This window comes from Caballeronia sp. GAWG1-1, assembly GCF_023631465.1.
Lineage (GTDB): Bacteria > Pseudomonadota > Gammaproteobacteria > Burkholderiales > Burkholderiaceae > Caballeronia.
On sequence record NZ_JALQDB010000009.1, the window covers coordinates 1 to 26,509 of the forward strand.

General features: G+C 61.8%; 29 protein-coding genes and 1 tRNA gene. 20 read left to right on the plus strand and 10 right to left on the minus strand.

From position 1 onward, the window contains the following. The first annotated feature begins 883 nt into the window (after nt 1-883). Nucleotides 884-1,279 (plus strand): DUF3597 domain-containing protein, encoded by a 396-nt coding sequence (locus tag NCT03_RS05685; protein ID WP_250492183.1) that lies wholly within the window; start codon nt 884-886, stop codon nt 1,277-1,279. 300 nt (nt 1,280-1,579) lie between these two features. On the opposite strand, the gene NCT03_RS05690 is transcribed toward NCT03_RS05685, so the two are convergent. The 3 genes from NCT03_RS05690 to NCT03_RS05700 form a co-directional block, all read right to left on the minus strand. Next, a complete protein-coding gene (locus tag NCT03_RS05690; RefSeq protein ID WP_250492185.1) occupies nt 1,580-1,957 on the minus strand; it encodes a hypothetical protein in 378 nt (125 codons plus the stop codon). A gap of 102 nt (nt 1,958-2,059) precedes the next feature. Further along, nucleotides 2,060-2,479, minus strand: coding sequence for a hypothetical protein (locus NCT03_RS05695; RefSeq protein WP_250492187.1), 420 nt, complete (start codon nt 2,477-2,479; stop codon nt 2,060-2,062). Nucleotides 2,480-2,677: 198 nt separating this feature from the next. Continuing rightward, nucleotides 2,678-2,965, minus strand: a complete 288-nt coding sequence (locus tag NCT03_RS05700) for a hypothetical protein (protein ID WP_250492188.1) — start codon at nt 2,963-2,965, stop codon at nt 2,678-2,680. 222 nt (nt 2,966-3,187) lie between these two features. Here NCT03_RS05700 and NCT03_RS05705 point away from each other — a divergent pair, with 222 nt between their 5' ends. Both NCT03_RS05705 and NCT03_RS05710 read left to right on the plus strand, forming a co-directional pair. Further along, nucleotides 3,188-3,769 carry a hypothetical protein gene (locus tag NCT03_RS05705; protein ID WP_250492189.1) on the plus strand — a complete coding sequence of 194 codons (582 nt, stop codon included), beginning with the start codon at nt 3,188-3,190 and terminating at the stop codon, nt 3,767-3,769. A 397-nt stretch (nt 3,770-4,166) separates the two neighbouring features. Next, nucleotides 4,167-4,829, plus strand: coding sequence for a DUF2968 domain-containing protein (locus NCT03_RS05710; protein WP_250492190.1), 663 nt, complete (start codon nt 4,167-4,169; stop codon nt 4,827-4,829). A 65-nt stretch (nt 4,830-4,894) separates the two neighbouring features. Here the strand turns inward: NCT03_RS05710 and NCT03_RS05715 are convergent, their stop codons facing one another. Beyond that, nucleotides 4,895-5,119, minus strand: coding sequence for a hypothetical protein (locus NCT03_RS05715; RefSeq protein WP_250492191.1), 225 nt, complete (start codon nt 5,117-5,119; stop codon nt 4,895-4,897). Between the two features lie 142 nt (nt 5,120-5,261). On the opposite strand from NCT03_RS05715, the gene NCT03_RS05720 reads away from it, so the two are divergent. Continuing rightward, a complete protein-coding gene (locus NCT03_RS05720; RefSeq protein ID WP_250464374.1) occupies nt 5,262-5,504 on the plus strand; it encodes a hypothetical protein in 243 nt (80 codons plus the stop codon). A gap of 26 nt (nt 5,505-5,530) precedes the next feature. On the opposite strand, the gene NCT03_RS05725 is transcribed toward NCT03_RS05720, so the two are convergent. Next, nucleotides 5,531-6,040 (minus strand): PRC-barrel domain-containing protein, encoded by a 510-nt coding sequence (locus NCT03_RS05725; protein WP_250492192.1) that lies wholly within the window; start codon nt 6,038-6,040, stop codon nt 5,531-5,533. A 173-nt stretch (nt 6,041-6,213) separates the two neighbouring features. On the opposite strand from NCT03_RS05725, the gene NCT03_RS05730 reads away from it, so the two are divergent. Continuing rightward, nucleotides 6,214-6,948, plus strand: coding sequence for a ribonuclease HI family protein (locus NCT03_RS05730; protein WP_250492193.1), 735 nt, complete (start codon nt 6,214-6,216; stop codon nt 6,946-6,948). On the opposite strand, the gene NCT03_RS05735 is transcribed toward NCT03_RS05730, so the two are convergent. Continuing rightward, nucleotides 6,888-7,643 carry an SDR family oxidoreductase gene (locus NCT03_RS05735; RefSeq protein WP_250492194.1) on the minus strand — a complete coding sequence of 252 codons (756 nt, stop codon included), beginning with the start codon at nt 7,641-7,643 and terminating at the stop codon, nt 6,888-6,890. The two genes, NCT03_RS05730 and NCT03_RS05735, sit on opposite strands and share 61 nt — an antisense overlap. A gap of 224 nt (nt 7,644-7,867) precedes the next feature. On the opposite strand from NCT03_RS05735, the gene NCT03_RS05740 reads away from it, so the two are divergent. From NCT03_RS05740 to NCT03_RS05750, 3 genes are all read left to right on the plus strand, one after another. Continuing rightward, a complete protein-coding gene (locus NCT03_RS05740) occupies nt 7,868-9,037 on the plus strand; it encodes a porin (protein ID WP_250492195.1) in 1,170 nt (389 codons plus the stop codon). 402 nt (nt 9,038-9,439) lie between these two features. Next, a complete protein-coding gene (locus tag NCT03_RS05745) occupies nt 9,440-10,969 on the plus strand; it encodes a peptide MFS transporter (protein WP_250492196.1) in 1,530 nt (509 codons plus the stop codon). A gap of 55 nt (nt 10,970-11,024) precedes the next feature. Next, nucleotides 11,025-11,101 (plus strand) — tRNA-Met (locus NCT03_RS05750). 381 nt (nt 11,102-11,482) lie between these two features. Here the strand turns inward: NCT03_RS05750 and rpsU are convergent. The 4 genes from rpsU to NCT03_RS05770 form a co-directional block, all read right to left on the minus strand. Further along, nucleotides 11,483-11,695: a 30S ribosomal protein S21 gene (gene rpsU, locus NCT03_RS05755; protein ID WP_006999077.1), complete on the minus strand. Its 213-nt coding sequence runs from the start codon at nt 11,693-11,695 to the stop codon at nt 11,483-11,485. Nucleotides 11,696-11,868: 173 nt separating this feature from the next. After that, entirely contained in the window at nt 11,869-12,177 is a 309-nt protein-coding gene (locus NCT03_RS05760) for a 2Fe-2S iron-sulfur cluster-binding protein (protein ID WP_250464686.1), read from the minus strand. A gap of 11 nt (nt 12,178-12,188) precedes the next feature. Further along, nucleotides 12,189-12,782, minus strand: a complete 594-nt coding sequence (locus tag NCT03_RS05765; protein ID WP_250492197.1) for an IMPACT family protein — start codon at nt 12,780-12,782, stop codon at nt 12,189-12,191. A 7-nt stretch (nt 12,783-12,789) separates the two neighbouring features. Continuing rightward, nucleotides 12,790-13,338 carry a GNAT family N-acetyltransferase gene (locus tag NCT03_RS05770; RefSeq protein WP_250464381.1) on the minus strand — a complete coding sequence of 183 codons (549 nt, stop codon included), beginning with the start codon at nt 13,336-13,338 and terminating at the stop codon, nt 12,790-12,792. 285 nt (nt 13,339-13,623) lie between these two features. On the opposite strand from NCT03_RS05770, the gene NCT03_RS05775 reads away from it, so the two are divergent. From NCT03_RS05775 to astE, 12 genes are all read left to right on the plus strand, one after another. Further along, entirely contained in the window at nt 13,624-15,207 is a 1,584-nt protein-coding gene (locus NCT03_RS05775; RefSeq protein ID WP_250492198.1) for an EAL domain-containing protein, read from the plus strand. Between the two features lie 60 nt (nt 15,208-15,267). Beyond that, nucleotides 15,268-15,666, plus strand: coding sequence for a hypothetical protein (locus NCT03_RS05780; protein ID WP_250492199.1), 399 nt, complete (start codon nt 15,268-15,270; stop codon nt 15,664-15,666). Nucleotides 15,667-15,910: 244 nt separating this feature from the next. Next, nucleotides 15,911-16,600 carry an ABC transporter permease gene (locus NCT03_RS05785; RefSeq protein WP_244827663.1) on the plus strand — a complete coding sequence of 230 codons (690 nt, stop codon included), beginning with the start codon at nt 15,911-15,913 and terminating at the stop codon, nt 16,598-16,600. A gap of 15 nt (nt 16,601-16,615) precedes the next feature. Beyond that, complete coding sequence (locus NCT03_RS05790) at nt 16,616-17,329, plus strand: ABC transporter permease (RefSeq protein WP_250492201.1); 714 nt, start codon at nt 16,616-16,618, stop codon at nt 17,327-17,329. A 21-nt stretch (nt 17,330-17,350) separates the two neighbouring features. Then, entirely contained in the window at nt 17,351-18,178 is an 828-nt protein-coding gene (locus tag NCT03_RS05795) for an ABC transporter ATP-binding protein (protein WP_370652102.1), read from the plus strand. A gap of 79 nt (nt 18,179-18,257) precedes the next feature. Continuing rightward, nucleotides 18,258-19,226: a GlxA family transcriptional regulator gene (locus NCT03_RS05800; protein WP_250492231.1), complete on the plus strand. Its 969-nt coding sequence runs from the start codon at nt 18,258-18,260 to the stop codon at nt 19,224-19,226. A 92-nt stretch (nt 19,227-19,318) separates the two neighbouring features. After that, complete coding sequence (locus NCT03_RS05805; protein ID WP_250492202.1) at nt 19,319-20,548, plus strand: aspartate aminotransferase family protein; 1,230 nt, start codon at nt 19,319-19,321, stop codon at nt 20,546-20,548. A gap of 12 nt (nt 20,549-20,560) precedes the next feature. Next, on the plus strand, nt 20,561-21,613 hold the full coding sequence (gene aruF / locus NCT03_RS05810) for an arginine/ornithine succinyltransferase subunit alpha (protein ID WP_250464691.1): 1,053 nt from the start codon (nt 20,561-20,563) through the stop codon (nt 21,611-21,613). Beyond that, nucleotides 21,610-22,644 (plus strand): arginine N-succinyltransferase, encoded by a 1,035-nt coding sequence (astA, locus tag NCT03_RS05815; protein ID WP_250492203.1) that lies wholly within the window; start codon nt 21,610-21,612, stop codon nt 22,642-22,644. The genes aruF and astA overlap by 4 nt, the downstream gene beginning before the upstream one ends. 11 nt (nt 22,645-22,655) lie before the next feature. Then, nucleotides 22,656-24,128 (plus strand): succinylglutamate-semialdehyde dehydrogenase, encoded by a 1,473-nt coding sequence (astD, locus tag NCT03_RS05820; RefSeq protein WP_250492204.1) that lies wholly within the window; start codon nt 22,656-22,658, stop codon nt 24,126-24,128. 20 nt (nt 24,129-24,148) lie between these two features. Next, the gene (gene astB, locus NCT03_RS05825; RefSeq protein WP_250492205.1) at nt 24,149-25,489 is read left to right on the plus strand and encodes an N-succinylarginine dihydrolase; all 1,341 of its coding nucleotides are present in this window, start codon (nt 24,149-24,151) and stop codon (nt 25,487-25,489) included. Continuing rightward, a complete protein-coding gene (astE, locus tag NCT03_RS05830; RefSeq protein WP_250492206.1) occupies nt 25,473-26,492 on the plus strand; it encodes a succinylglutamate desuccinylase in 1,020 nt (339 codons plus the stop codon). Before astB ends, astE begins: the two co-directional genes overlap by 17 nt. Nucleotides 26,493-26,509 lie beyond the last annotated feature (17 nt).

The window sequence follows — 26,509 nt, forward strand, 5'->3', positions numbered from 1 at the left end:
CTGGCAAAGTCAGTACGCACGGCGTTCGACTGGTCGTCCGCGATGAACCAGTTTGCCATCCTGTTTGGAGAGCGTTTTACCAACGCACGCGGGTGACTCCGCTAACCGCCTCGCACACAAAAATGCGGACAGGTTCCCAGCCGGCGTGGCGCAAACGTGTCTTGCCCACGCTTCCATCATTGGGCGGCGCAACTCTAGCAAATCGGTTCGGTGATAAGCCGCTTCAACCTTGTTCGCAACGGTATGAGCCAGCGCGCGTTCCGCGAGGTCACGGGCGTGGCCGTTGTCGCTGGCCCGATCGCGGAAGCTGCTGTGGAATCCGTGCGCCGTGGCGATACGTCCAGGCGTGTCGCTCTTCGCACTGACTCGTCGCAGGAAAAACGTAAGAACAATATCGCTTAGAGCCTTGCCGCGTGGCGAATGGAATACAAGCATTACATGGAGCTTCTGCTCCTTCAACCGCTTGACGCGCGCCAGCGTCTGGAACGCGGACGTTGTCGTGATGAGAATCGAGCAAGGCGAACAATAACGGGTGCAAAAGAAAAAGCCCTCAAACAATCAAGGGCTTGAAATTGTGGCGGAGAGGGACCGCCTGTATGCAGGCCAGTATGTTCCGACGAATTCCGCAATCCTTTATGAAAATCAAAGGGTTGTCTTCATTTTCCCCAAGCGATGCACTTCACGCAACACAAGCGATCGCCATTTCTCACGCGCGATCCAACCGGAAGTTCTCATCCGCGGGGAAAAGCCGCACTCCTAAGCGTACGTCCTTGAAAAATTTAGTCAAATTCGCATCACTCGATGCTGGAAAGACTAACCATCGACGGTACTCCGCGCTAAGGTTCACGCGCTGCAACTCCCTATCAACTCAAGGAATTGAAACATGAGCATCTTCGGTGACATCGTCAACAAGATTTTCCACAAGGCAAAGCCCGCCGAGCAAGCGCCCGCAGTCGAAGCGCAACCGGTCCCCGCTGATGTCGCACAAGCCGACGCGGCGCCGGCTCCTGCCGCACTGTCCGACATCGACGTGGCCGCCGTCATGGACAGCTTGGCGCGCGAAAGCGGCCAGACGCTCAACTGGCGCGTATCGATCGTCGATCTGATGAAGCTTCTGCAAGTAGACAGCAGCCTCGACCGTCGCAAGCAGTTGGCCGCAGAGCTGAAGTACAGCGGTGACACCAACGACTCGGCGACGATGAACATCTGGTTGCACAAGCAACTGATGCAGGCATTGGCTGCCAATGGTGGCAAGCTGCCGTCGGATATGCTTGCTTAAACGCAAGCAAAAGACAGTCAGCAGAACAAGCCCGCTATCGGAGTCATTTCCGATAGCGGGCATTCTTTTAGGACAGACACGGGGAAAAGGGGGCGCCGTAAGAACGATGGCTACGACGGCGAGGCCAGGCCTCTAATAATGCTCGATTGAATCGCGCACATGGCAGGGCGGGGCCAACCGTGTATCCATCTCTTACGACATTCAACAGAATAGTCGATCCTGCTCCGGTGTCGATATCGGATTAATCGTGTTTCTGCAAACGTTTCATCGCCAAATTGCCGAAGAAACGTACGCTCCGTGCTACCGTTGCCGCGGCGCAGTCGCGAAAGCCTCGATCGGATCGCGCGACGCGGCCGCTTTTTCCTCGCGTTTCCTGGCTGATGACTCCGGTCGCGCGAACGCGGCGATGGGATCGGACTGGTTTGCGGTATCGACGTGTTGTGACGTATCCGCCACTTTTCGTTTTGGTGACACCGTCTTCGCCGCATGTTGCGGCGTGCTCTGTCGCGCGCCCGCCGTATTGCTAACCCATTCTTCGCTGTAGGTCGCGAAGGCCGACGATGCACAGGTCAACGCCAGGAATCCGAATGAAACAATAAGAGCGCTAAGTGTTCGCATGATTTCGTGATTGTTTTCCAATTGGCGGATGCACCATGACGCTGCCTGGTACGTGGACATGGGCGCGTAACGGTTGAAATCGTTGCAGTGAGAAGCCCGGCGCGTGCGGGGCTGTGAGTCGCTCGACTCGATACCGCGTGCTTTTGCTCGCGGTTAAGTCGTTTAGTGAGCGATCATCGCTTGCGCAGCCTGCTCTGCGTCGAAATGCAATGCGGCATTTGCCGCCTGTTCCTGCGCCATGAATTCACGCGCCGTCTGAACGCCCTTTTCAAAGGACGCGCGAGCCGTGTGCTCTTCAAGCGCGGCGATCAACGGCGTCTGTTCTTCTGCGACGGAGTGGAGCAGGCTCAGGATGTCGCGACGCATGGTTTCCGGATACGAGCAAAAGTGTTCGAAGCCGCCCGGCGCTGCGACGATGTTGACGAGCGATGACAGCAGGCGCGCACGATTGGCGCAATGCTCGCCGATAGCCATTGAATGGGAAGTGGTGACGCGGCCGTTGGAGTCGACGGAAACTTGCAGGTCCTTCATTATTGTGAGCCTCTTTATGGTTTGTAGGAGGTATGCATTTAAGCGACTCACGCTGCAAAAAACCTTCGGACAATTCTTAATCGTTGTGATGGAGACGATAATTAACGTTTCGTAGGTCCGATTGCGACCACGCCAGACCGTTCGCGAGTGTCGCGCCCAAGCCGCCAACAGTTATGTACGCTTTGTCCGGAAACGCGCGTGTCAGCGCGCCTCACGAATACGCGGCGCGCGGCGCTGCTTTGCGCACGACTACTGCTTCATCGTCCCAGTAGAATTCGCGCCCTTTGCGGGCGCTTGCGTCGCGTCGGGCGCCATGCCCTTCTCGCGCTGTTGCATGAGCGTGCCGCTCCCCGCTGTGCCCGCCGGCACGCCGCCCTGAGCCGAGTCGTTCATGTTCTTGCCCGGCGAGACGCCAGGTTGCACCTGCTTCATTTGGGAAGGACGCTGATTCAACTGATCGCGCGACATCTCCTGCGCCAGCGTGGCGGTGCTGACTAAGGCGATGAGAGCGCCGGCAACCAATGCGGTGGATTTCATGTTTGTCTCCTTGAAGTCCGGCGCGAGAGGTGCGCCGTGTGCCGACTTGGTAAGCATCGCGCGTGCCGCGTCGAAACGGCGGCTTTCTTGTCTTAAATCATTCGCAAAGACTAGGATTTATGGACGGGCAAAAGCCGCTGTTGGTTCGTTACAATTCGTGGTCCAGAAGATCTGGAACGGATCGAAATCCGTTTCAATCAACAGAATGTTACGGAGTTTTCCATGTCGATTTCCCTGAACGAATTAATGGCATGGAGCGCACGCATGCCCGATCCATCGAGCGAAGAAGCGCGAATGCTTCAAGCCATGATTGCGCGCCGCGATAGCGAATTGCGCTTGCGCATTGCCGATCTCATCTCGAAAATAAGTGAGCGTGAAAATTGGCGCTTGCATGTGTGCGCCGCGACTGCGCGACGTGTCGAGCAAACGCCTGCCGATGGTCTGGAAGCGGTTTATCAGTTTTTCGTGGGCCGAAATGAAGGTACCATCCGTGCCGATATACCGGCGCCCGAGTCGCTTCCGGAACCGCCGGTGAATACTCCGGTTGCCGTCGAAAACGTCAGTCGTCTGTCTGCGTCCACGCACGCTGCGCCGCCTTCGCGGATACATGGCGTTGCGCCTATCGAACATCTGTATCGCCACATGTCCACGCTTGAGGCCAGCGTCGCCAAGACGCCCGGCATTACATGTGGCGTACAGGGCATTCGAATCATGCGCATGGTTGCTTTAATGTCCAAGGCACGGTCCGCGCAATTAGCCAAGTTGCGCATGAGTGGAACTCAGGCAATCTACCGCCATATGTGATTAGCGTTGCCGGAAGAGTCACGGCGTTTCACGGAATTGCATTCACGGAAACGTCGCGAGTCACTCCTACGAGATACACGAGAAGCCTCGGCCTTTTCAAGGCGTCGATTGAATCTACCGACGCCTCGGCTATACTAAGTTTTCCGCAGTTCAATCGTATTGAAGATTAAAGCGTCATTGAGCGATGCATATTAGTGGCGTTTCAATCTTCAAGCTCGCAATTCATCGCGAAGCAATTTCAAGTCGCGAACTTCGAATACGGATCGCGTGACGTCTGGCGATCGGAGCGAGGGGCAGACGGGGAGTCAATGTGAAGAGTCTGCTCAGCAGAAGAGGCACCTTACTCGATAATGCGCCATCGTTTCTCTTACGGCCAAAAGCGCCTGATTCCTTTCGAATGCACGCCCCTCAGCCGCATGACGATGACGATGACACTGGTGCCGAGCCGCCTACCGTCGCCACACCCGCTGCGCAAGCAACGCGCGTCACGCCTCTTCGGCCGATAGGCGCATCGGCGCAGCAAGTCAATTCGCAAGCGTTGCAGGCTGCTCAAATAGCAGAAGTCGAATGGCTGATTCAGCAATCATCGTTATCGACGTTTCGCGCTTTTCAAAGTTTTGCGTTTTCGACCACTCTCCTGTTTTACCCGCGTGACCTGACGTACTATTCGGTGCTTTTCCACGACGACGCTGTGTGGCGAGTCCTGAAAGCAGAAGATGCCGATGCCGCTGAAGCCGCGTTCCGTCACTTCGTCGAGCAAGCCATGCGACTCGCCGAAGCGGAAATGCGGCGCGCATACCTGGAAGCACAGAACGAACAGTACACACGGTTGATTGCAGAATCCGAAGCGCAAGTCGAGCGTGTGCGGGTCGATCTGCAGCGTGGCAATAGTCAGGATCAGCAAGTCGCAGCCAGACAGCAGGAAATACGTCGCGAGCTTGCCCAACTAGAAGGCCGGCGAGTCTCGGCACAGGTGCAGCTCAGCAAGCTTCAACGTCAGCTTCATCAACTCGAAACGACCTGCAACGAAGTCGTCCCGCACCTTACGTCGCGTCGTTGAGTTGTTCCATAGTGGGGCAAGAAAAGAGTGCTGGCGGCAATAAGCTAAAATGGCGGTTTTGGCGGCTAGCTTATTTTTTCGGCATACTCGCCGCCGTATCGCGAAATGTAGGTGCTTAGCCCGCGTCCAGTGCTAGCTAGCCGTTTCATCTCCTCGACTGTCGTACGCCCCGGCGTGCAATAGTCGTATAAATAGGTCCCGCCGTTGACGAAGCGTATTTTTATGCCGTCGTGCAGGATTTCGAAAGCCGCAATGCCCGATTTGCCCGAAAGATTTGCATAAGGCTGCATGAGTAGTTTCCCGCATGCTGGATCTGGCGCGGCCGTGCGGACGTGTAATGCGAGTCCGACAGCGCGCGTGATCCTAAAGTATTGCCGGCGTCAGCCGTTATCGATTTCATGCAACCGCCGCGGCCGGGGCCGACAGAGTGTCATGGATAAAGATCAGATACCGTTTCTGGATTCGAGCGATCCACACTTCGAACACGCTCGTGCGTTGAGCCTGTCGGTCGGAGCCATCCGGCGTGCACAAGGCAAATGCAATCCCAACGACTTCCCCGTGGGCTCGCTGGAATGGCATTTCGCCATCGAAGACTTCGCCGGCGATGTCCTGAAGGCGCTGATGGGCGAGACCGAAGGCGTCGACGTTCAAGTCGGCGAGCGCCGCCGCGACTAGGCGGCTCGCCGAAATCCGTCCGCCCGTCAGAGCTTGACGCCGCCCGCCTCGGGCGCGTCGACGCCGGATGGCGGGATCGCGCCCGTCGGCCTTACATCGTCCGGCCGCGTCTCATTGGTCCAATAAGGCTCTCGTCCGTAGTGCTGATGCACCGTGGTCGCCCAGACGCGGTCGGCCATGGAAGGCCACGCATCCTTGTCGAAACCGGGCGAACTTCGCACTTCCTCGGCAGTCGCGGTTAGCCGAAAGCAGCGATTGTCGGTATCCAGCGTCAGCGCGCTCCAGGGAATGGCCAGCAGCTTGTTGCCGATGCCAAGAAAGCCGCCGCTCGACAGCACCGCATACGCAATACGTCCGCTGCTCACATCCAGCATGATTTCCTTCAGCGAGCCGACGTCGTGACCGTCGCTCGACAACACCGAATTTCCATCGAGCGTACTGGCGGCCATCACGTCCGGGCCAGGTCCGGCGGCGGTCGCGGCGCCTTTGCCTATGATCGTCGCGCCGCCCGAGGCGGGTTCCATCGGTTGGTTCATGATTCGCTCCTTACGCGTGAAAAACGTTGCGCGGTGTCGGTTTTCAAAGGTGCATGAGCCGCTCTTTTTCTTCAACTAAGCAGCAACGTTCGTTCCCATCGATGCCTGTTTGAATGCGCGCTAATGGCGTCTGCTAAGCTCGGGCTTCTTTTTCCCCGATGCCTCCTTAGTCCATGATCGATGTCGAGGAACTGCTTGCGGTTGCCTATAAGAAGGAACGTGAACGGAGCCGCCGGCTGTCCAAAGGCGCTTCGTTGTCCGAGCACGAAGCGCTCATCAGGACGATGACGAAAGTCGCCGGTTCGCAAAGCCTCGCCGATTTGATCGCGACCCGACGTGCAACGCAGCGGAAGTTTGCCGATGCCGTACGAACGCGCGAGGCCGAGCGTGCGAGCCGCGCGAGCCGAAAACCCGTGGTCACCGACGCGCCCGGCTGGCGCGGCTGGTTCGACGGCTCCGCGCTGCCGAATCCGGGGCGCGTCGGCATTGGCGCGGTATTGCAGAGCCCGCAAGGCGAAGTCGTCGAAATCAGCGCGGAAGCGGGACGCGGCGACAGCAGCGTTGCCGAATATCGCGCGCTCATCGCGCTATTGGAAGCCGCCTTGCGCGAAGGCGCGACGGAGATCGCGATTCACGGCGACAGCCGCGTCGTGATCGACGATATGCACGCCAGCGAAGGCGAGGGCATTCGCTCCCTGACTCATTTTGCGCGCGAGGCGCGGGCGCTCATCGCCCGGATCGGCGCGGTCCGCCTCACGTGGATTCCGCGCGAACGGAATGCGAGCGCGGACGTGCTGTCGCGTCGGGCGCTCGACGGAGCGTCGATTCAAATGGACACGCACGACGCTCAGCCGAGCTCGCGCACGTCCGCTATGGCCGCGCTGCCGAACGCATCGCTCAACAAGTAGGCGATCAGCTTCTCAGCCGATTGTCGCGGCGTCGCGAGCTGACCGTCGCGCTTGAGGGCATCGAAACGTTCTCGCAGCGGAAAGCGTTCGAGTCCGGTCGAGCGGATTTCGGCCTGCATGTCCGTATCGACGACACCCGGCGCGACGCTGCAAATGCGCAGCGTGCGATCCCCGGCTTGCTCCGAATCCAGTGCGACCGCGCGCGCGTGATGACCGAGCGCGGCCTTGGTCGCGCAGTACACGCTCCAACCGGGATAGGCGTTGCGCGCCGCGCCGCTCGAAATATGCGCAATGCGTTTGTCCGCGACGTGCGCAGCCTGTGCGGCGAAGGCTGCGGCGAACATCAGCGGAGCGGCAACGTTGACGCTGACCGCGCGCGCGATGGTCGCGGCGTTCTGATCCGCGAGCGCGCCGATCGGTGCCAGCATGCCCGCATTGTTGACGAGGAGCGCCTGGTCCGCGTCGCCGATGAACGTGCGCAATGCGTCGCCTTCCAGCCAGCGGCCGAGGGCATCCAAGTCGGTCAAATCCAGTTCCACCTCTTCGAGCTTGCCGGAATAGCGCGCGGCGAGCGCGGCGTTTGTGTTGCGCGAGAGGGCGAGAAGCCGAATGTCTCGCGCGAGCAGCGTTTCGGCGAGCGCCGCGCCAAGGCCGCGCGTGTGGCCCGTCACGATTGCGATGGTGTTTTTCGACATGGGGCGTGATCCGGTTGTCCGTGAGCGCCTCGATTCTAGCGGCAAGCAACACGGGTCGCTGACTATGCTGAAGAGGGCGAAATCCGCAACCTCAATAAAGCAGAAAAAAGCGCGTTCGTTGGTTCAAGGTCACAGAGTGCTTTGCTGACGCTTTTCGACCTGACAACCTCGATTGCAGAATCGACAATCGCTCTCAGAACCAAAACGAACTATCGGAGCTCTTCATGCCAATCCGTCCGCGAAACTGCCGCGATACTTCTTCGGCCGTCGATGCTAGCCTCACGCCATCGAGCGCGCTGTTCGGCGTCCAGGCGGCGGTGGCAACCATCATCGCAGTCGTCGGGACGCCGTCGGCGGCCTGGGCGCAAAGTTCGGTGCAGCTCTATGGCGAAATCGACACCGGCGTGGCCTATGTCAGCAACGTGGGCGGGAAGTCGCAGTATCGGCTGACGAGCGGCACGATCGATGGCAGCTATTGGGGGCTGCAAGGCTCGGAGGACCTCGGCGGCGGCGCGCGCGCCATCTTCCGGCTTGAGCGCGGGTTCTCGTCGGTATCGGGAGAGGGCTTGAACGATCATCCGATGTACGTCGGACTCGGCACCGACACGCTCGGCACGGTGACCTTCGGGCATCAATACGATTCTATCCACGATTACCTCGCGCCATTCACGTTGACAGGTGGCACTGGCGGCACCGCGTTCGCCCATTTGCTCGATAACGACAACGCCAACAATTCGTACCTTGCCGCGAATTCCGTGAAGTACACGAGCGCTTCCTATGGCGGCCTGAGCTTCGGCGGGTTGTACGCGTTCTCTAATGCCGCCGGCCAGTTTGCGGAGAACCGCGCGTACAGCATCGGCGCGAACTATTCGCTCGGGTCGTTCAGCGCGGGCGCTGCCTATCTGCATAACAACGGACGCGGCGACACCACGAGCGGCGCGTACGACGCATTGGCGCTTCCCGGCGCGGCCAGCACGGTCTACTCGGCGAACGTTCAGCAGCAGAATACTTTCGGCGTGGGCGCAAGCTATGAACTCGGTGCGGTCACGCTGGGCGGCGCGTTTTCACGCACCGTCAATTCTGGCGTGACCGATGCCGACACCGGCAACGTCATGCCATCGCTCGGGCTGAACAACTACGAGATCAACGGCATTTACAAGCTCACGCAGTCCATCGCGATAGCGGGCATGTATGTCTATACCAGCGGCGGCGGCGCGCACTGGCATGAGGGCGCGCTGCAGGTGGATTATCTGCTGTCGAAACGCACCGATGTTTATCTCGAATCGATTTATCAGAGAGCATCGTCGCAGGCGCCAGCGGTGGTTTATGGCAATGATCCGTCGAGCGGCCGAAATCAGTTGATGTTCACGACGGGAATTCGGCATCGTTTTTAAATGTGGTGCTGCACATTTTCACGTAATTCGAACGATTATTACGCTCTTAATTGCGATCCGGTTTTGGCATCGCAAAGTCTGTTTCCCCAAAGATTCATGGCGATATGCGCAATTAAAATTGCAGCGGTTGTCGTGCAGCGCGAGATTGGCAAGAGAATCTCGTGATCCGCCGTTGGTCTGCCTTGCAATATCGGCGCGTCGCATTTTTGTCGACATCCGCTGCGGCGACTCGCGCAATAGCCTGTTTCTCAATTTCCCCCATGATCCACATCGCGGATTTGCGATAATCACCCATTTTCCCGCTCGAACACGCCTTACAGTTATTTGACTTTTTCCTGATCACCCTTTGAAGCGACGTTTCTCGCGCCGCTGATTCGCCCATCGTTGTTCGAGGATTTATCGATGATTACTCGCCCGCCCGGCACGTCTGAGACGCGCTCGTTCACCACGGTTTTTCTGATCGAGATGTGGGAGCGTTTTGGTTATTACGGCATGGCTGCGTTGCTCGTACTGTTCATGATTGACAAGATCGGTTTCGCCGACGAGCACGCCAATCTCACATGGGGCGCATTTACCGCGCTGGTTTTCTCCGCGCCGTCCATAGGCGGCTGGATTGGCGATAAAGTGCTCGGCGCGCGGCGCACGATGACGCTTGGCGCAATCGTGCTTGCGCTCGGTTATTTCATGCTGGCGCTGCCATACGACGCGCTTGGGTTCATGTATGCTTCGCTTGGCGTGATCGTCGTCGGTAATGGGCTTTTCAAGTCGAATGCGGCGAATCTCGTGCGACGAATTTACGAAGGCGATATCGCACGTATCGACAGTGCGTTCACCATTTACTACATGGCGGTGAATATCGGGTCGACCTTTTCGATGCTCGCCACGCCGTGGATCAAAGATCATTGGGGCTGGCACGCGGCCTTCGCGGTGTGCTGCGGCGGCATGCTGCTCGGACTTCTGAATTTTGCGCTGATGCGACGCACGCTCGCGCATATCGGCTCGGCGCCCGACGAAGCGCCTTTGAACTGGAGGCGTTTGTTCGCGGTCATCGGCGGCGGCGTGATGTTGGCGCTGGCAACGGTGTTCATCCTGCAGCACAAGGCCGTGGCCGTGACGTGCGTGTATGGCGCGGGCGTCGCGATTCTCGCGATCTTCGGCTACATGCTGAGCGTGTGCGATCGTAGCGAGCGCGCGGGACTCGTCGCCGCGCTGATCCTCGTGTTTCAGGTCATCCTGTTCTTCGTGTTCTATCAGCAGATGTCGACGTCGCTCACGCTGTTCGCCCTGCGCAATGTCGATCCTTCGTTCTCCATTGCAGGCCAGCATCTCTTCAGTTGGAGCGCGGCGCAGTTTCAGGCGCTCAATCCGATCTGGATCATGCTGCTGAGTCCTATGCTCGCGCTGGCCTATACACGCCTCGGGCGTAGCGGCCGCGACATTTCCGTTGCGGCGAAGTACGCCCTTGGCTTTGTCGTCGTGGCGATCGGCTTTTTCGTCTTCGGATTGAGCGGGCGCTACGCGGTGGAAGGGCGCGTGTCGTCGTGGTTCATGGTGGCGGGGTACGGACTCTACTCGCTCGGCGAGTTGCTGGTGTCTGGCCTTGGTCTCGCGATGATCGCGCGTTACGTGCCGGCGCGCATGAGCGGCTTCATGATGGGCGCGTATTTCGTGGCGACGGGCGTGTCGCAGTATCTTGGCAGCGTGGTCGCCAATCTGGCGCGCATGCCGAATGGCAATCTCGATGCGGTGCAGTCGTTGCCGCTTTATACGCATCTGTTCTTCGGGCTGGGATGGCTTGCGACGGCCGGCGCGGCCATCGCATTCATCTTGCTGCCATTGCTCAATAAACTTTCGCGGGAGCACCATCGAGCGTTGCAGTCTGGCGAAGAAACGCACGCCAGCGAAACACTTCTGCGTGTTTCATCGACTTGATGAAAACTCCGTTTGACGTAGCGAGCAAGTTGCGCCTATAATTCAATTCTTCAGACGCGGGGTGGAGCAGTCTGGCAGCTCGTCGGGCTCATAACCCGAAGGTCGTAGGTTCAAATCCTACCCCCGCAACCAAGTTTCAAAGCAAAGAGCCCGGTTAAAGCCGGGCTCTTTGCTTTTGTGCGTTTGTTTGGCTTTTGCGCGCCGTTATCCTGATTGCAAGGCAAAATCAAAACACAATTCCGCGTCGAAAAATTGATCCCAACAAGCACGAAAAGCCTGCATGAGCATTCACTCATGCAGGCTTTGTGCATTCTTGCCAGCCGTTGTCCGAAGGACGCACGTCGAGTGCGCGTACCACCCGCGAGCTTTCGCACCGATGACCAGACGGCCACTCAAGAGCGAAACCGCGACTAATCAGACTCAGGCTATGACCGGCTATCGGGCCGCTGTACCAGACAACTCAAACGACTCCGAACAGCTTTGATGCAGGCGAGGGCTCGAGCCCCGCGTCGATCAATAGAATTTCTTCGGCAATTGCGCGCGACGGATCTGCTTGCGCAGGCGAGCGACGGCAGCAGCTTTCTTGCGCTTGCGCTCGGTGGTCGGCTTTTCATACGCCATGCGCGACTTGAGTTCTTGAATCAGGCCCGTGCGCTCGACGGTACGGCGAAAACGGCGCATGGCGACGTCGAAAGGCTCATTCTCTTTCAGCAGTACTTTTGTCATTGAATTCTCGGTTGATCTGGCCCTGTCAGAATTTAGGGCAAAGCGCAATTGTACACTTTTTGAGAGCCGGCCTGCATCCTCTTTCCACACGGACATGCTTGGTGGCGACTCGGGATGTTCTTCGTAGGTCGTTGAATTGAGACGACAATCCCGGAATACCCGGGTTCGCGGAGTCAGAACCCGCGCGAGCGTGAAGGGCGCGGCGAAGGCACCATCTCACGCGCTTCGGGCTGCTCGATCACCACATCCGACGTCGCAAGCGCCACGCACGGCAGAACCCAGCGTTCGGCTTTTTCTTCCGCCGTGAGCCCTGGCCACTCGATTCGATACCGCACGTCGCCTTCGATCAGGCGGCACATGCACGCGCGGCACGTGCCGTTACGGCAGGAACTCGGCAGCGCCACGCGTGCCTTTTGCGCGGCTTCGAGCAGCGAGACGTTTTCATCGACCGGGACGACAAACCCGGCCGGCTCGACGCGCATTACGAAGGCGCTCAAACGCGCACCTCGACATTCGCGCGGCCATGGGTGAGGTCGCGCAATTCGGCGGCAGCGGGTTCGCGTGCAACAGCCGCCATCTTGACGACGAGCCGCACGCGCATGCCGTAGGCGCTTTCCACGAGTTCGGCGGCGTTCTGTTCGATCCAGCGTCGCACGCGCGCTTCGTCGGCGTAATCGATGTCGATCTCGACGACTCCTTGCTCGATGCGCTCCACACGCTCGGCCAGTTGCATGGCGCTGGCGATGGCATCGGTGTAGGCGCGCACGAGCCCGCCCGCGCCGAGCTTGATGCCGCCGTAGTAGCGCACGACGGCGGCGAGCACGCCATCGACTTCGTGATGGCGCAGCACTTCGAGAATCGGGCGGCCTGCCGTGCCGGATGGCTCGCCGTCGTCGGACATGCCCGACTGGCCGCCCGCCAAGAGCGCCCAGCAGACATGCGTCGCCGATGGGTGCTCGGCGCGCAGCCGTTCGAGTTCGCGCATGGCCGCGTCGCGGTCGGCGACGGGAATCGCGAGCGCGATGAAGCGGCTTTTGCGGATATCGATTTCAGCGCTGACGGCGGAGGCGAGTGTGTAGGTCGGCAAGGCGTGCTCAACTCTTCCCGTCGATGACCGGCGCCGACGCATCGAGCGCACGCTGCATCAGCACGGAGTCGACCCATCGGCCATGCTTGAAGCCGACATCGCGCAGCACGCCCACATGTCCGAAGCCGAGACGCGTATGCAGCGCAATCGACGCCGCGTTGCCGCTGTTGCCGATGACCGCGACCATCTGACGCCAGGGCCCGGCCTCGCATCGGTCGATCAGCGCGCTGAGAAGCGTGTAGCCGAGACCGCGGCCATGAAAGCCCTCGGCGATATAGATGGAGTCTTCGATCGTATGCCGATACGCCGAGCGCGCCCGATACGCCGACGCATAGGCATATCCGGCCACTTCGCCATCGATCTCGGCGACGAGATAAGGCAAGCCCGCAGCCACGATGGCCGCCTGACGCGAACGCATTTCATCGGGCGACGGCGGGACTTCCTCGAAGGTGGCGAGCGCATGGTCGACGTAATGCGCATAGATGCGCGCGATGGCGTCGAAATCGCCGGATGCGGCGTCGCGAATGATCGGCGCGGTGGCGCTCTGTGCGTTCATCGTCGTTTCTGGAGCAAAAGTGATAGGCGGATTCTCGCACGACCGGCCGAGGCAAAAAAAGGGCCTGCGGGCCGTGCGCCACCCCACCAAGCCGGCGACTTATAGGTTAAAGAAAGCGTTGAACCGGGCGGGCGCTGCCCCCTACACTTAGTCGTCTGTCCGGGACGGCGGACGGCGCTGCCCTGCGCGCGCCCCGCCGAGTCGAGCATCCGAACGAAAAACGCGCTCAAAGCGCGTGCGGCGTAAGACCAGTATCACCCAACGCGCCGCGGACCATAACATGCAATGAACAAATTCCAACGTGGGGCGCTGGCGGCGCTTCTGATCGTCATCGTGGTGACTGCGGCGCTCGCACCGGCGGGCATCGGCTTTTTATTGGCGGAGCGCAGCCGCCGGCAGGAGCGAGTCGAATTGCTGAACACCGCCGCCGCCGCCGCGCTGTTTCGGGCGGAAGACGTGACACGCCGTCTGTCGGGCGCGCTCGGCGAAATCGGCAAGGTGAGCGCCACGCCATGCTCGACGATCTATCTCCACGAACTCAGGCGCATTGCGCTGACACATACACAAGTGCGCGATGCGGGCGCCTACGATCACGACGGCCGCTGGCAATGCTCGTCGCTTCTGGGCGCGGTGTCGGCGGGCACGCTCGAAGGGCTCACGCTGCCGGCTCCGGACTGGCGTTCGCGCGACGGCGTGAGCGCCTGGTATGCGCTCTCGCGTTTGCCGGGCGGCAAGGAGTCGCTCGTCATGGGCCGCGACGGTTTCTACGTCGCCGCCGATCCTTCGCTTTATCTCGATGGTCGCGACAACGCGAGCGCGCCCGCGAGTCTCGCGGTCATCAACACCGAAGCGAGCCGCGTGATCGCGCGCACGCCCGCCACCGATACCGCCGCCATCCTCGCCGTTTATCGCACACCATCGCCCGGGCCCGATTGCGCGTCGTGGGTCGTGCGCCGGTCCGTGTCGCTGCCGCTCGCGGTGGTCGTGAGCGCGCCGCATCAGACCTTCAGGCAGCGTGTCTCCACCTTGCCGTGGGGATGGCTGCTCGGCGGCATGGGCGCGGGTCTCGCGTGCGCGGGCTGGGCCGCATGGTTCATCGTGAGAAGGCTCTCGCCGCGCGGTCAGTTGAGCGACGCGGTGCGGCGGCATCAGTTCATCGTCGCGTATCAGCCTATCGTCGATCTCACCACGCGGCGTTGCGTCGGCGCGGAAGCACTGGTGCGCTGGAAGCATCATGACCGGATCGTGCGGCCGGATCACTTCATTCCGCTCGCGGAGCATGGCGGGCTGATCCAGGCCATCACCGATCAGGTGCTCGACACCGTGCTCTTCGAACTCGGCGAGTTTCTCAAGCGCTATCGCGATTACTACGTGTCCGTGAATCTGTCCGTGCCGGATCTCACGACGCACCGTTTTCTCGACGTGCTGCGCCCGGCGGTGGCGCGGGTCGGCGTGCGGCCGCAGCAGATTCGCATCGAAGCGACCGAGCGCAGTTTTCTCGATGCCGCCGCCGCGAAGGAAGTCATCAGCGCGTTCCGCGATGCGGGGCACGCGGTCTATCTCGACGACTTCGGCACCGGTTATTCGAGCCTGTCGCACTTGCAGAACTTTCGCGTGGATGGCCTGAAGATCGACAAATCGTTCGTCGATACCATCGGTCAGGACGCGGCATCGAGCAGCGTGGCCTCGCATATCGTCGACATGGCCGAGACGCTCGACGTGCAGGTGATCGCCGAGGGCATCGAGCGCGAGGAACAGGCGGCGTATCTGCAAGCGCGGGGCGCGAAGTTCGGTCAGGGCTGGCTCTTCTCGCCGCCGCTCTCGGCTGCCGAGTTCATCCGCTACGCAAGCAGGACGCGCGGACACTGAGCGGGTTGGAATCGCCGGTATCGTCCTCATCTGGTGGGCTGACCTCAAGGAGCCACGACCATGAACGACCAGACAGCAAGCGCTTTTCTTCGCGATGTCCGTCATCCGCTGCTCACGTTTCATCGCAGCGTGCTCGCGCACATGCGCGTGCGTCACGAGGCCGAGTTCGGCGCGGTGTCGCCTGGCGAGTTCCTGCAGATCGTGATCAACGGTTCGGCTTATAAATGGCTCTCGCCCTTGTCGGCCGTGATCGCCGCCATCGACGACGTCCTCGACGACCGTGAAGCCACGCCCGAGGCGCGCATCGAGCACGCGAAAGCGGTGGCCGCGATGTTCCGCGCCGAAACCCGCGACGCCGCCTTCGCCGAACGTTTCCTGCCGCTGCTGCAGGAAAGCGCCGATATCGCGGTGGCCAACGGTCAGGTCGCTCAACTCGTGCGCGCGCTACCAGCGGATTGAACGCGACGCGGCCACGATAGGTCATCGTCTGGACGCCGACGCGTCTATCGAAAATGCGACCTGAAAGCGCGATTTTTCAACGTCGTGCGTGCGCGGGTTCCGATCCGCGCTCGCGTATCCAGCGGCGTCTCGACTGCCTTCACACGCGGATGCTGCATCGCAATACAAGCCAGCTTGCGCTTTGAGCGATTATTTTTAGCTTGCGAGGATCGCCGCCAATCGAAGAACGAATTGGAGGCGCTCCTTGTCTTTACACGGTTTCGGTCCGCTCCTCTGGGCGGGCGCCAGGGAAACGCTCGCGCTCGCGGTGCTGTCGCTTCTCGTGGCGGTGCTGCTCGGACTTGCGGGCGCGACGGCCAAGTTGTCGCGGCATGGCGCGCTGCGCGCTATCGCCACCGCCTACACGACACTCATCCGCTCCGTTCCCGATCTCGTCCTCATGCTGCTCTTGTTCTACAGCATTCAGATCGCGATCAATCGCGTTACCGATGCCTTCGGCTGGGACCAGTTCGACATGGACCCCTTCACGGCCGGCGTGCTGACGCTCGGCTTCATCTACGGCGCGTACTTCACCGAGACCTTTCGCGGCGCGTTCCTCGCCGTGCCGCGCGGCCAGCTCGAAGCGGGTAGCGCCTACGGCATGAGCGGCATGCGCGTGTTCGGCCGCATTTTGTTTCCGCAGATGATGCGCTTTGCGTTACCGGGCATCGGCAACAACTGGCAGGTGCTGGTGAAGGCGACCGCGCTCGTGTCTATCATCGGGCTCGCGGATGTCGTCAAGGCGGCGCAGGATGCGGGCAAGAGCACCTTCGACATGTTCTTCTTCATCCTCGTCGCGGCGCTCATCTATCTCGCGATCACGAGCGCTTCGAATCTGGTGCTGATGGCGCTGGAACGCCGCTATTCCATTGGCGTGCGGCACGCCGAACTTTGACCACTCACGCTCGCCATGATCCAGATCCTTGCCGAATACTGGCGCCCGTTCCTGTACTCCGACGGCATGCGCGCGTCGGGTCTCGTCGTCACGTTGTGGCTGCTGGCGGCATCGATCGCGACGGGCTTTTGCGCCGCCGTGCCGCTTGCCTGCGCGCGCGTGTCGAAGCGCCGCTGGCTCTCGACGCCCGTGCGTCTCTACACCTACGTGTTTCGCGGCACGCCGCTCTACGTGCAGTTGCTGCTGCTCTACACGGGCATGTACAGCCTCGAATTCGTGCGCTCGCAGTCGCTTCTCGAAGCGTTTTTCAAGAGCGGCTTCAATTGCGCGATCCTCGCCTTCGCGCTCAATACCTGCGCCTACACGACCGAGATCTTCGCGGGCGCGATTCGCGCGATTCCGCACGGCGAAGTGGAAGCGGCGCGCGCCTACGGCATGGGCGGCTTCACGATGTATCGCCGCGTGATCCTGCCATCCGCGCTGCGCCGCGCCTTGCCTTTGTACAGCAACGAGGTGATCCTGATGCTGCATGCCACGACAGTCGCGTTCACCGCCACCGTGCCCGATATCCTGAAGGTCGCGCGAGACGCCAACTCCGCCACCTACCAGTCGTTCGAATCGTTCGGCATTGCGGCGCTGTTGTATCTCGCGATTTCGTTCGCGCTCGTGGCCGCGTTCCGGCGCGCGGAGCGGCGCTGGCTCGGCTATTTGAGACCGGCGAGCCGTTGACGAGCGGTAAAATCCGAAGCCATGCATCACGACAAGCCATCATCCGAGGAGAAAGCGTTGGAGCCTACCGCCAAAGACGTCGCGACCAAGCTCGTCGCCAGTGACATTCACAAGCGCTACGGCGACAACGAAGTGCTGAAGGGCGTGTCGCTCTCGGCGCGCGCGGGCGATGTCATCAGCATCATCGGCGCGAGCGGTTCGGGCAAGAGCACGTTCCTGCGCTGCATCAACTTTCTGGAGAAGCCCAACGCGGGGCAGATCGTCGTCGACGGCGAACCCGTGCGCACGAAGGCGGACAAGGCCGGCAATCTCGATGTCGCCGATCACAAGCAGTTGCAGCGCGTGCGCACCAAACTCGCGATGGTGTTTCAGCACTTCAATTTGTGGTCGCACATGACCGCCATCGAAAACGTGATGGAAGCACCCATCCACGTCCTCGGATTGTCGAAGAAGGAAGCCGAGGACCGCGCGCGTACGTATCTGGAGAAAGTGGGTTTGCCGCCGCGCGTGGAGAAGCAGTATCCGTCGCATTTGTCGGGCGGCATGCAGCAGCGCGTGGCGATTGCGCGCGCGCTTGCCATGCATCCCGATGTCATGCTCTTCGACGAACCTACGTCCGCGCTCGATCCCGAACTCGTCGGCGAAGTGCTGAAGGTCATGCAGAAGCTCGCGGAGGAAGGCCGCACGATGATCGTCGTCACGCACGAGATGGGCTTCGCGCGCAACGTGTCGAATCACGTGATGTTTCTGCATCAGGGACGCACCGAGGAAGAGGGCGCACCCGCCGATGTGCTGAGTGCGCCGAAAAGCGACCGCCTGCGTCAATTCCTGTCCGGCAGTCTCAAGTAAGGTGGGGCTGTCGCCGCCGGGTTCCGCGGGCTCGTCCGGGCCGTTGCAGGTCGTGATCGTGGCGCTGCCGCCGGTATCCATGAGCGGCATCGCGCCGATCATCGACAGTCTTCTGCTCGCCAACGAGATCGACGGGCACAGGCTTTACGAATGGCGTATCTGTTCGTGGGACGGCCGGCCGGTGCCGTTCTCGGGCGGCGCGCACATGCCCGCCGATTGCGCCTTCAACGACGCGGTGCAGTGCGACTGGCTCATCGTGATCTCGGAGCGCTACCAGCAGTTCGCCGACTACCGCCTCTTTCTGGCAAGCCTCGCGCGCGTGGCGCCCCGCACGCCGCTCGTTTCCGGCATCCATCACGGTGTCTGGTGGCTCGCCATGGCGGGACAACTCGCGCAGTATCGCGTCGCGGTGAACTGGGAAACGTATCAGCAATTCACCGAGCAGTTCGAGCGCGCCATCGTCTCGCAGCAGATCTTCGAGATCGACCGGAATCGCGCGACCTGCGCGGGCGGGCAAGCGAGCATCGACTTCATGCTGGCGATGATCGCGCGCGATCACGGCCAGGATCTTGCCGAACGCATCGCCGATTCGCTTGGCGTCGGCGTGTTGCGCGCGGGCACGGAGCGGCAGCGCATTCCGTTCGTGACCGCGCCGGGCGAGCGTCATCCGCGTCTGAACGACGCCTTGCAGCTCATGGAAGCGAATATCGAAGACCCGCTCGCCACCGATGAAATCGCGAACCTCATCGGCATTTCGCGGCGGCAGCTCGAACGGCTGTTCCGCCAATACCTCGGCGCGATGCCATCGAAGTACTACCTCAATCTACGGCTCACCAAGGCGCGCACGCAATTGCAGCGCACGAGCAAGTCGGTCGTGCAGATCAGTCTCGCATGCGGCTTTTCATCGGCGGCGCATTTTTCGAATGCTTATCGCGACCGTTTCGGCGTGACGCCGCGCGAGGAGCGCCGCAACTGGATCGAGAAGCAGCGCGGCGGTGTGGTCGACGAACCGCGCGGCGGCGCGCTCATCGAACCGCCCGATGCGTGAATGATCCTCGAAGCATGTCGCGAACGCGCAAGACGGATGGCGCGCGATTGCCTAATATCGGAGACATTGCAATGGCAGACGAGGAGCACAGCATGAGCGAGATCAAGGTAAGCCGCGATACGTTCGACGAAGTCATGGTGCCGGTGTTTTCGCCGGCGAGTTTCGTGCCGGAGAAAGGCCGCGGCTCCCGCGTGTGGGATACCGAAGGAAAAGACTACATCGACTTCGCGGGCGGCATAGCGGTCACGGCGCTCGGTCATGCGCATCCCGAACTGCTCAAGGTCTTGCACGAGCAGGGCGAAAAGCTCTGGCATATCGGCAACGGCTACACCAACGCGCCGGTGTTGCGCCTCGCGAAACGCCTCACGGACCTCACTTTCGCGGATCGCGCGTTCTTCGCCAACTCGGGCGCCGAAGCCAACGAAGCCGCGCTCAAGCTCGCGCGCCGTTATGCCATCGACACATTCGGTCCGGAGAAGATCGGCATCGTCTCGTTCACGCAATCGTTTCATGGCCGCACTTTCTTCACGGTGAGCGTGGGCGGCCAGCCGAAATACGCGGAAGGCTTCGGGCCGCAGCCGCAAGGCATTCGGCATCTGCCGTATAACGATCTCGCGAAGGCCGTCGAAGCCATCGGTCCGGACACGTGCGCGGTGATCGTCGAGCCGGTGCAAGGCGAAGGCGGCGTGCTGCCCGCCGATCCCGCGTTCCTCGAGGGTCTGCGCCGAGCCTGCGACAAGCACGGCGCACTCCTGATTTTCGATGAAGTGCAGACGGGCGTCGGCCGCACGGGCACGTTCTACGCATACATGCAGTATGGCGTGACGCCCGACATTCTCACGAGCGCGAAGGCGCTGGGCAACGGTTTTCCCATCGGCGTGATGCTGACCACCGAAGCGATCGCAAGCCATTTCTCGGTCGGCGTGCACGGCACGACGTATGGCGGCAATCCGCTTGGCGCGTCGATTGCGGAAAAGGTCGTCGAACTGATCAGCGATCCAACGGTGCTCGCAGGCGTGGAAGCGCGCAGCCGCGCGATCAAGGCGCATCTGCAGCGGATTGGCGAGCGCTTTAACATGTTCAGGGAGATTCGCGGTCGCGGTCTTCTGATCGGCGCGGAACTCAACGACACTTACAAGGACCGCGCGAAGGACGTGCTCAATGCGGCAGCGGCGAATGGCGTGATCATGCTGATCGCCGGCCCCAACGTGCTGCGTTTCGCGCCGTCGCTCATCATGCCGATGGCCGATCTCGACGAAGGCTTCGCGCGTATCGAGCAGGCAATCGGCCAGCTCGTGGGCGCGTCCGCCGTCACTCGCTAACAGGACCCGATGATGCTATTCGTTCGTCCCGCAAGACTCTCCGATCTCGACGAGCTCGAACGGATGGCGCGTGCGGCGCAACCCGTGCTGCATTCGCTGCCGCGCGACCGCCGCGCGCTCGAAACGCGCGTTGCGCTCTCGGAAGATTCGTTTCGCGCCGAGGTGGATTTGCCCGGCGAGGAGTTCTATCTCTTCGTCATGCAGGATTCGGCGACGGGCAAGCTGCTCGGGACGTCGAGCATCGTCGCGTCGGCAGGGTACTCGGAGCCGTTCTACGCGTTTCGTAACGACGCGCTGATCCACGCATCGCGCGAACTCAAGGTGAATCGCAAGATTCACGCGCTCACGATGTCGCACGAACTCACGGGCAAGAGCCGTCTCACGGGCTTTTATATCGATCCGTCGCTGCGCACGCCCGAAGGCGAAGCGGCGGCGCATTTGCTGTCGCGTTCGCGCATGTTGTATATCGCCGCGAACCGCAAGCGCTTTTCGAGCGAAGTCTTCTCGCTGATGCTCGGCGTCAGCGACGACACCGGCGCGTCGCCGTTCTGGGAAGCAGTGGGACGCAAGTTCTTCAGCCGCGACTTCGAGCAGGTGGAACTCGAATCGGGTGGACGCAGCCGCACGTTCATTGCCGAAGTCATGCCGAGTTATCCCATCTATGTACCGCTCTTGCCAGGCGAAGCGCAGCGCGTCCTCGGCGAGCCGAACGAAAGCACGCTCCTTGCATACGACATCCATCTGGAAGAGGGCTTCGAGCCCGACCGTTTCGTCGATATCTTCGACGCCGGCCCGGTGTTGACGATAGCCGTGGACAAGAGCGCATCGGCGAGTTCGGGCGAATTGCGCACGGTGCGCGATGGCGCGCTTGCCGGTTCACGCGCCGCGCCGTATCTCGTGGCCGCGGGCGGCGCGCACGAATTTCGCGCGATCGTCGCACCATTGGCGGGCACGCGGTCCGACGGCGCGGCCTTGAGCGCCGACGCGCGCGCGGCGCTCGGCGTGCAGGAGAAAGAGACGGTGCGTGCCGTGCCCTTGCATCAGGCTTCGGGAGAATTGCAATGATCGTCGTGCGCTCTGTGCGGCCGGGAGATGTCGACGCACTCGTCGCGCTGGCCCTCGAAACGGGTCCGGGCCTGACCACCTTCAAGCCGGATCGCGAGGCGCTCGTCGCGCGCGTCGAACGCGCGCGGCGCACGCTTGCGGATGCCGCCGAGGCTTTCGAGGCAGGCTATCTCTTCGTGATGGAAGACACCGCGACGGGCGATATCGCGGGCGTTTGCGGCATCGAAACGGAAGTCGGACTGGAGCAGCCGTTCTACAACTATCGCGTGGCAACGGTCGTGCATGCGAGCAAGGATCTGGGCGTATGGACGCGTATGTCGCTGCTCAACATCTCGCACGACCTCACCGGTTACGCGGAAGTGTGCTCGCTGTTTTTGAGCCCGCGTTATCGCACGGCGGGTGTCGGCGGTTTGCTGTCGCGCTCGCGCTTCATGTTCATCGCGCAATTCACTTCGCGGTTTCCGCAGCGTCTGTGCGCCGAGTTGCGCGGTCATTTCGATGACAACGGCGAGTCGCCATTCTGGAACGCGGTCGGCTCGCATTTTTATCAGATCGATTTCAACGAAGCGGACTATCTCAGCTCGCATGGCAAGAAGTCGTTCGTGGCGGAACTGATGCCACGTTATCCCGTGTACCTCGACTTGTTGCCCGATGCCGCGCGCGATGCGGTCGGCATCACGCATCGCGATACCGCGCCCGCGCGCAAGATGCTCGAAGCCGAAGGGCTGCGCTACGAGAATCACGTCGATATCTTCGATGCCGGTCCCGTGCTCGAATGTCACGTCGCGGATTTGCGCACGGTGCGTGAAAGCGTGCTGGCCGAAGTGAGCATCGGCGTGCGCAATGCCGCCATCGAAAGCGATGCGCGCAGTCTCGTATCGAACACGCTGCTCGAAGGGTTCCGCTGCGGCGCAACCGTCGGCGCGGTCGATGACGGCGAGTTCCTGCTGACTCAGGAAGAAGCCGATGCCCTGCGCGTAACCGCAGGCGATGCCGTGCGCGTGCTCACGTCTTATCCGCGGGCCAAGTAAAGAGAAACGACATGACTATCCAGAATCAGTTGTATATAGGCGGCGAGTGGGTGGAAGGCAAGGGTGCGGCGTTCGCCTCGCGCAATCCGGCGACGGACTCGGTGGTCTGGCAAGGCAACAGTGCTTCGGCCGACGATGTCGAGCGCGCGGTTTCATCGGCGCGGCGCGCGTTTGCGTCGTGGTCGGCGGTGAGTTTCGATGAACGCGTCGCCATTGCGCGCCGCTTCGCCGCGTCGTTGAACGAGAACAAGGAAGCGCTCGCCGACGCCATCGGCCGCGAGACCGGCAAGCCGTTGTGGGAAGCGCGCACCGAGGTGGCTGCGATGGCCGCGAAGGTCGATATCTCCGTGCAGGCCTATCACGAGCGCACCGGCGAGAAGCGCGCACCCATGGCCGATGGCGTCGCCGTGTTGCGGCATCGGCCGCATGGCGTCGTCGCCGTGTTCGGGCCGTACAACTTTCCGGGGCATCTGCCCAATGGTCATATCGTGCCTGCGCTCATCGCGGGCAACGCGGTCGTGTTCAAGCCTTCGGAACTCGCGCCAAGCGTGGCTGCAGCGACGGTCGCTTTGTGGAGCGAAGCAGGCTTGCCCGCCGGCGTGTTGAATCTCGTGCAGGGCGAGAAGGACACAGGCGTGGCGCTGGCGAATCATCGGCAAATCGACGGGCTTTTCTTCACCGGCAGTTCGGATACGGGCACGCTGTTGCATCGCCAGTTCGGTGGGCGGCCGGAGATCGTGCTCGCGCTGGAAATGGGCGGCAACAATCCGCTCGTCGTCGCGCATACGGACGACGTGGACGCCGCCGTGCATCACACCATTCAATCGGCGTTCTTGTCGGCGGGACAGCGCTGCACGTGCGCGCGCCGTCTCTTCGTTCCCGACGATGCCTTCGGCGAGCGCTTCATGCAGCGCTTCGCCGAAGTGAGTGCGAACATTCGCGTTGGCGCTTACGACCAAGATCCGCAGCCGTTCATGGGCGCGGTGATCTCGGCGCGCGCGGCGGCGCGGCTCGTCAAGGCGCAGGCGCATCTGATCGAAGCGGGCGCGACGCCCGTGCTCGAGATGAAGCAGCGCGCGGCGCATCTGGGTTTCGTCACGCCGGCTATCCTGGATGTGACCCACGCGGCCGACGTTCCCGACGAAGAGCATTTCGGGCCGCTCGTGCAGGTCACGCGCTACCGGACTTTCGACGAGGCCATCGAACGCGCGAACGATACGGCCTACGGTCTCTCGGCGGGCTTGCTCGCCGACGACGAAGCCGCGTGGACGCACTTTCAGCGCACCATTCGCGCGGGCATCGTCAACTGGAACCGGCCGACCAACGGCGCTTCGTCGGCGGCGCCGTTCGGCGGCATCGGGCGCTCGGGCAATCAGCGGCCGAGCGCGTACTATGCGGCGGATTACTGTTCGTACCCGATGGCATCGGTGGAAAGCGCGCAATTGCAGATGCCCGCGAGCGTTTCGCCGGGACTCACGTTCTAAAGAACCGCGAAGGATCAAGGATGTCTTCATTCGAAGCGAACTTCGACGGGCTGGTCGGCCCGACGCACAACTACGCGGGGCTGTCGTTCGGCAACGTCGCGTCGCGCAGCAATGAGAAGTCGGTGGCGAACCCGAAGGCCGCCGCGAAGCAGGGCTTGCGCAAGATGAAGCGGCTGGCGGACCTCGGCTTTAAGCAAGGCGTCTTGCCGCCGCTCGAACGGCCTTCCGTGCGTCTTCTGCGCGATGTCGGCTTTTCCGGCGACGATGCCACGGTCATCGCGCGCGCCGCTCGCGAAGCGCCCGAACTGCTGGCGGCGGCCAGTTCCGCATCGGCGATGTGGACCGCCAACGCCGCGACCGTCAGCCCTTCCGCCGACACCGCCGATGGCCGCGTCCACTTCACGCCCGCGAATCTCGCCGCGAAGCTGCATCGCGCGATCGAGCATGGCGAAACGCGCCGTTCGCTCGCCGCGATCTTCGTCGACGAAGCGCGCTTTCGCATTCATCACGCGCTGCCCGGCACGCCCGCGCTCGGCGACGAAGGCGCGGCGAATCACACGCGTTTTGCGCGCGAGTATGGGGAGAAGGGCGTCGAGTTCTTTGTCTACGGACGCAGCGAATATGCGCAGGGACCGCAGCCGCAACGCTATCCCGCGCGGCAGACGCTGGAGGCGAGCCGGGCCGTCGCGCGTCTGCATGAACTCGATGAGTCGGCGACCGTTTTCGCGCAGCAATCGCCCGATGTGATCGATGCCGGCGTGTTCCACAACGATGTCATCGCGGTCGGCAATCGCACGACGCTGTTTTGCCATCAGCGCGCGTTCGTCGATCAACACCGCGTGTACGACGAACTGAGCGCGAAGCTCGCGGCGCGTGGCGCGGTCTTCACGGCGCTCGAAGTGCCGGAGAGCGAAGTGAGCGTCGCGGATGCGGTCTCGTCGTATCTTTTCAACAGTCAGTTGCTGTCGAACGTTCAGGGCAAGCAGGTGCTCGTCGTGCCGCAGGAATGCCGCGAGAACGAGCGCGTGGCCGCGTATCTGGATTCGCTGGGCGAGCGATCCACGCCGATCGACGAAGTGCTCGTCTTCGATCTGCGCGAGAGCATGAAAAACGGCGGCGGCCCGGCGTGTCTGCGCTTGCGCGTCGTGCTGAACGACGCGGAGCACGCGGCCGTCAATCGCGATGTCTGGATGAACGACGCGCTCTTCACCCGCCTCGATGCGTGGATCGACACACATTATCGCGATCGCCTCGCGGCCGCCGATCTCGCCGATCCGCAATTGCTCGATCAGTCGCGCACCGCGCTCGATGAATTGACGGCCATTCTCTCGCTCGGATCGATCTATGACTTCCAGCGCTGATGCCTTGCTGCTGAACGATTTCTTGCGCTTCACGCTGTCGGGCGCGCAGCCGTCGCAAACCTTCGGCGTCGCGCCTTCGGGCGTGCGCTGGACCTGGCAGGACGATGGCGTGCTGCTGCTCGAACCCGCGGCGAACGAGGCATCGCAAAGCGTGATTGCATCGGCGGGCATTCATGGCGATGAAACCGCGCCCATCGAAATGCTGTCGCGGCTCGTTGCCGATATCGCGAGCGGCGCGGCGCCACTTGCCGCGCGCATGCTGGTGATTCTCGGCAACATCGAGGCGATGCGCGCGGGTGAGCGGTATATCGACGACGATCTGAATCGGCTTTTTAGCGGCCGCCATGCGAAGTTCACGCAGAGCCGGGAAGCGCCGCGCGCGGCGTCGCTCGAAGCGTGTGCGTTGGCGTTCTTCGAGGGCGTCACGCATGCGCGATGGCATATCGACATGCACACGGCGATACGCGCCTCGGTATTCGAGCAGTTCGCCTTGCTGCCGCACACCGGCGCACCGCTCGCACGCGCGATGTTCGACTGGCTGCGCGATGCGCGCTTGCAGGCGGTGCTTTTGCATCGCGAGAAGAACAATACGTTCTCTTACTTCACGGCGCAGGCTTGCAACGCGCTTGCCTGCACGCTGGAGCTCGGCAAGGTGCGTCCTTTCGGCGCGAACGATCTCACGCGTTTTGCGGCATCGGATGCGGCGTTGCGTCGTCTGATAGGCGGTGAGCGGCCGGACGCGGATGCGCCGTTGCGCGTGTTTTCCGTGGTCGCGCAGATCGACAAGCAAAGCGATGCGTTCGTGCTGAACGTAGCTGGCGACGTGCCGAATTTCACGGCGTTTCCGGCGGGCACCGAGCTCGCGCATGACGGTGATTACCGGTATCGCGTATCGCACGATGAAGAGCGGATCGTGTTCCCCAATGCTCGGGTCAAGGCGGGATTGCGCGCGGGGCTGATGGTCGTCGATACGACCGAGGCTACGCTGGCGGCGCTCGATTGAGCGCTGGCGTTTGCGGT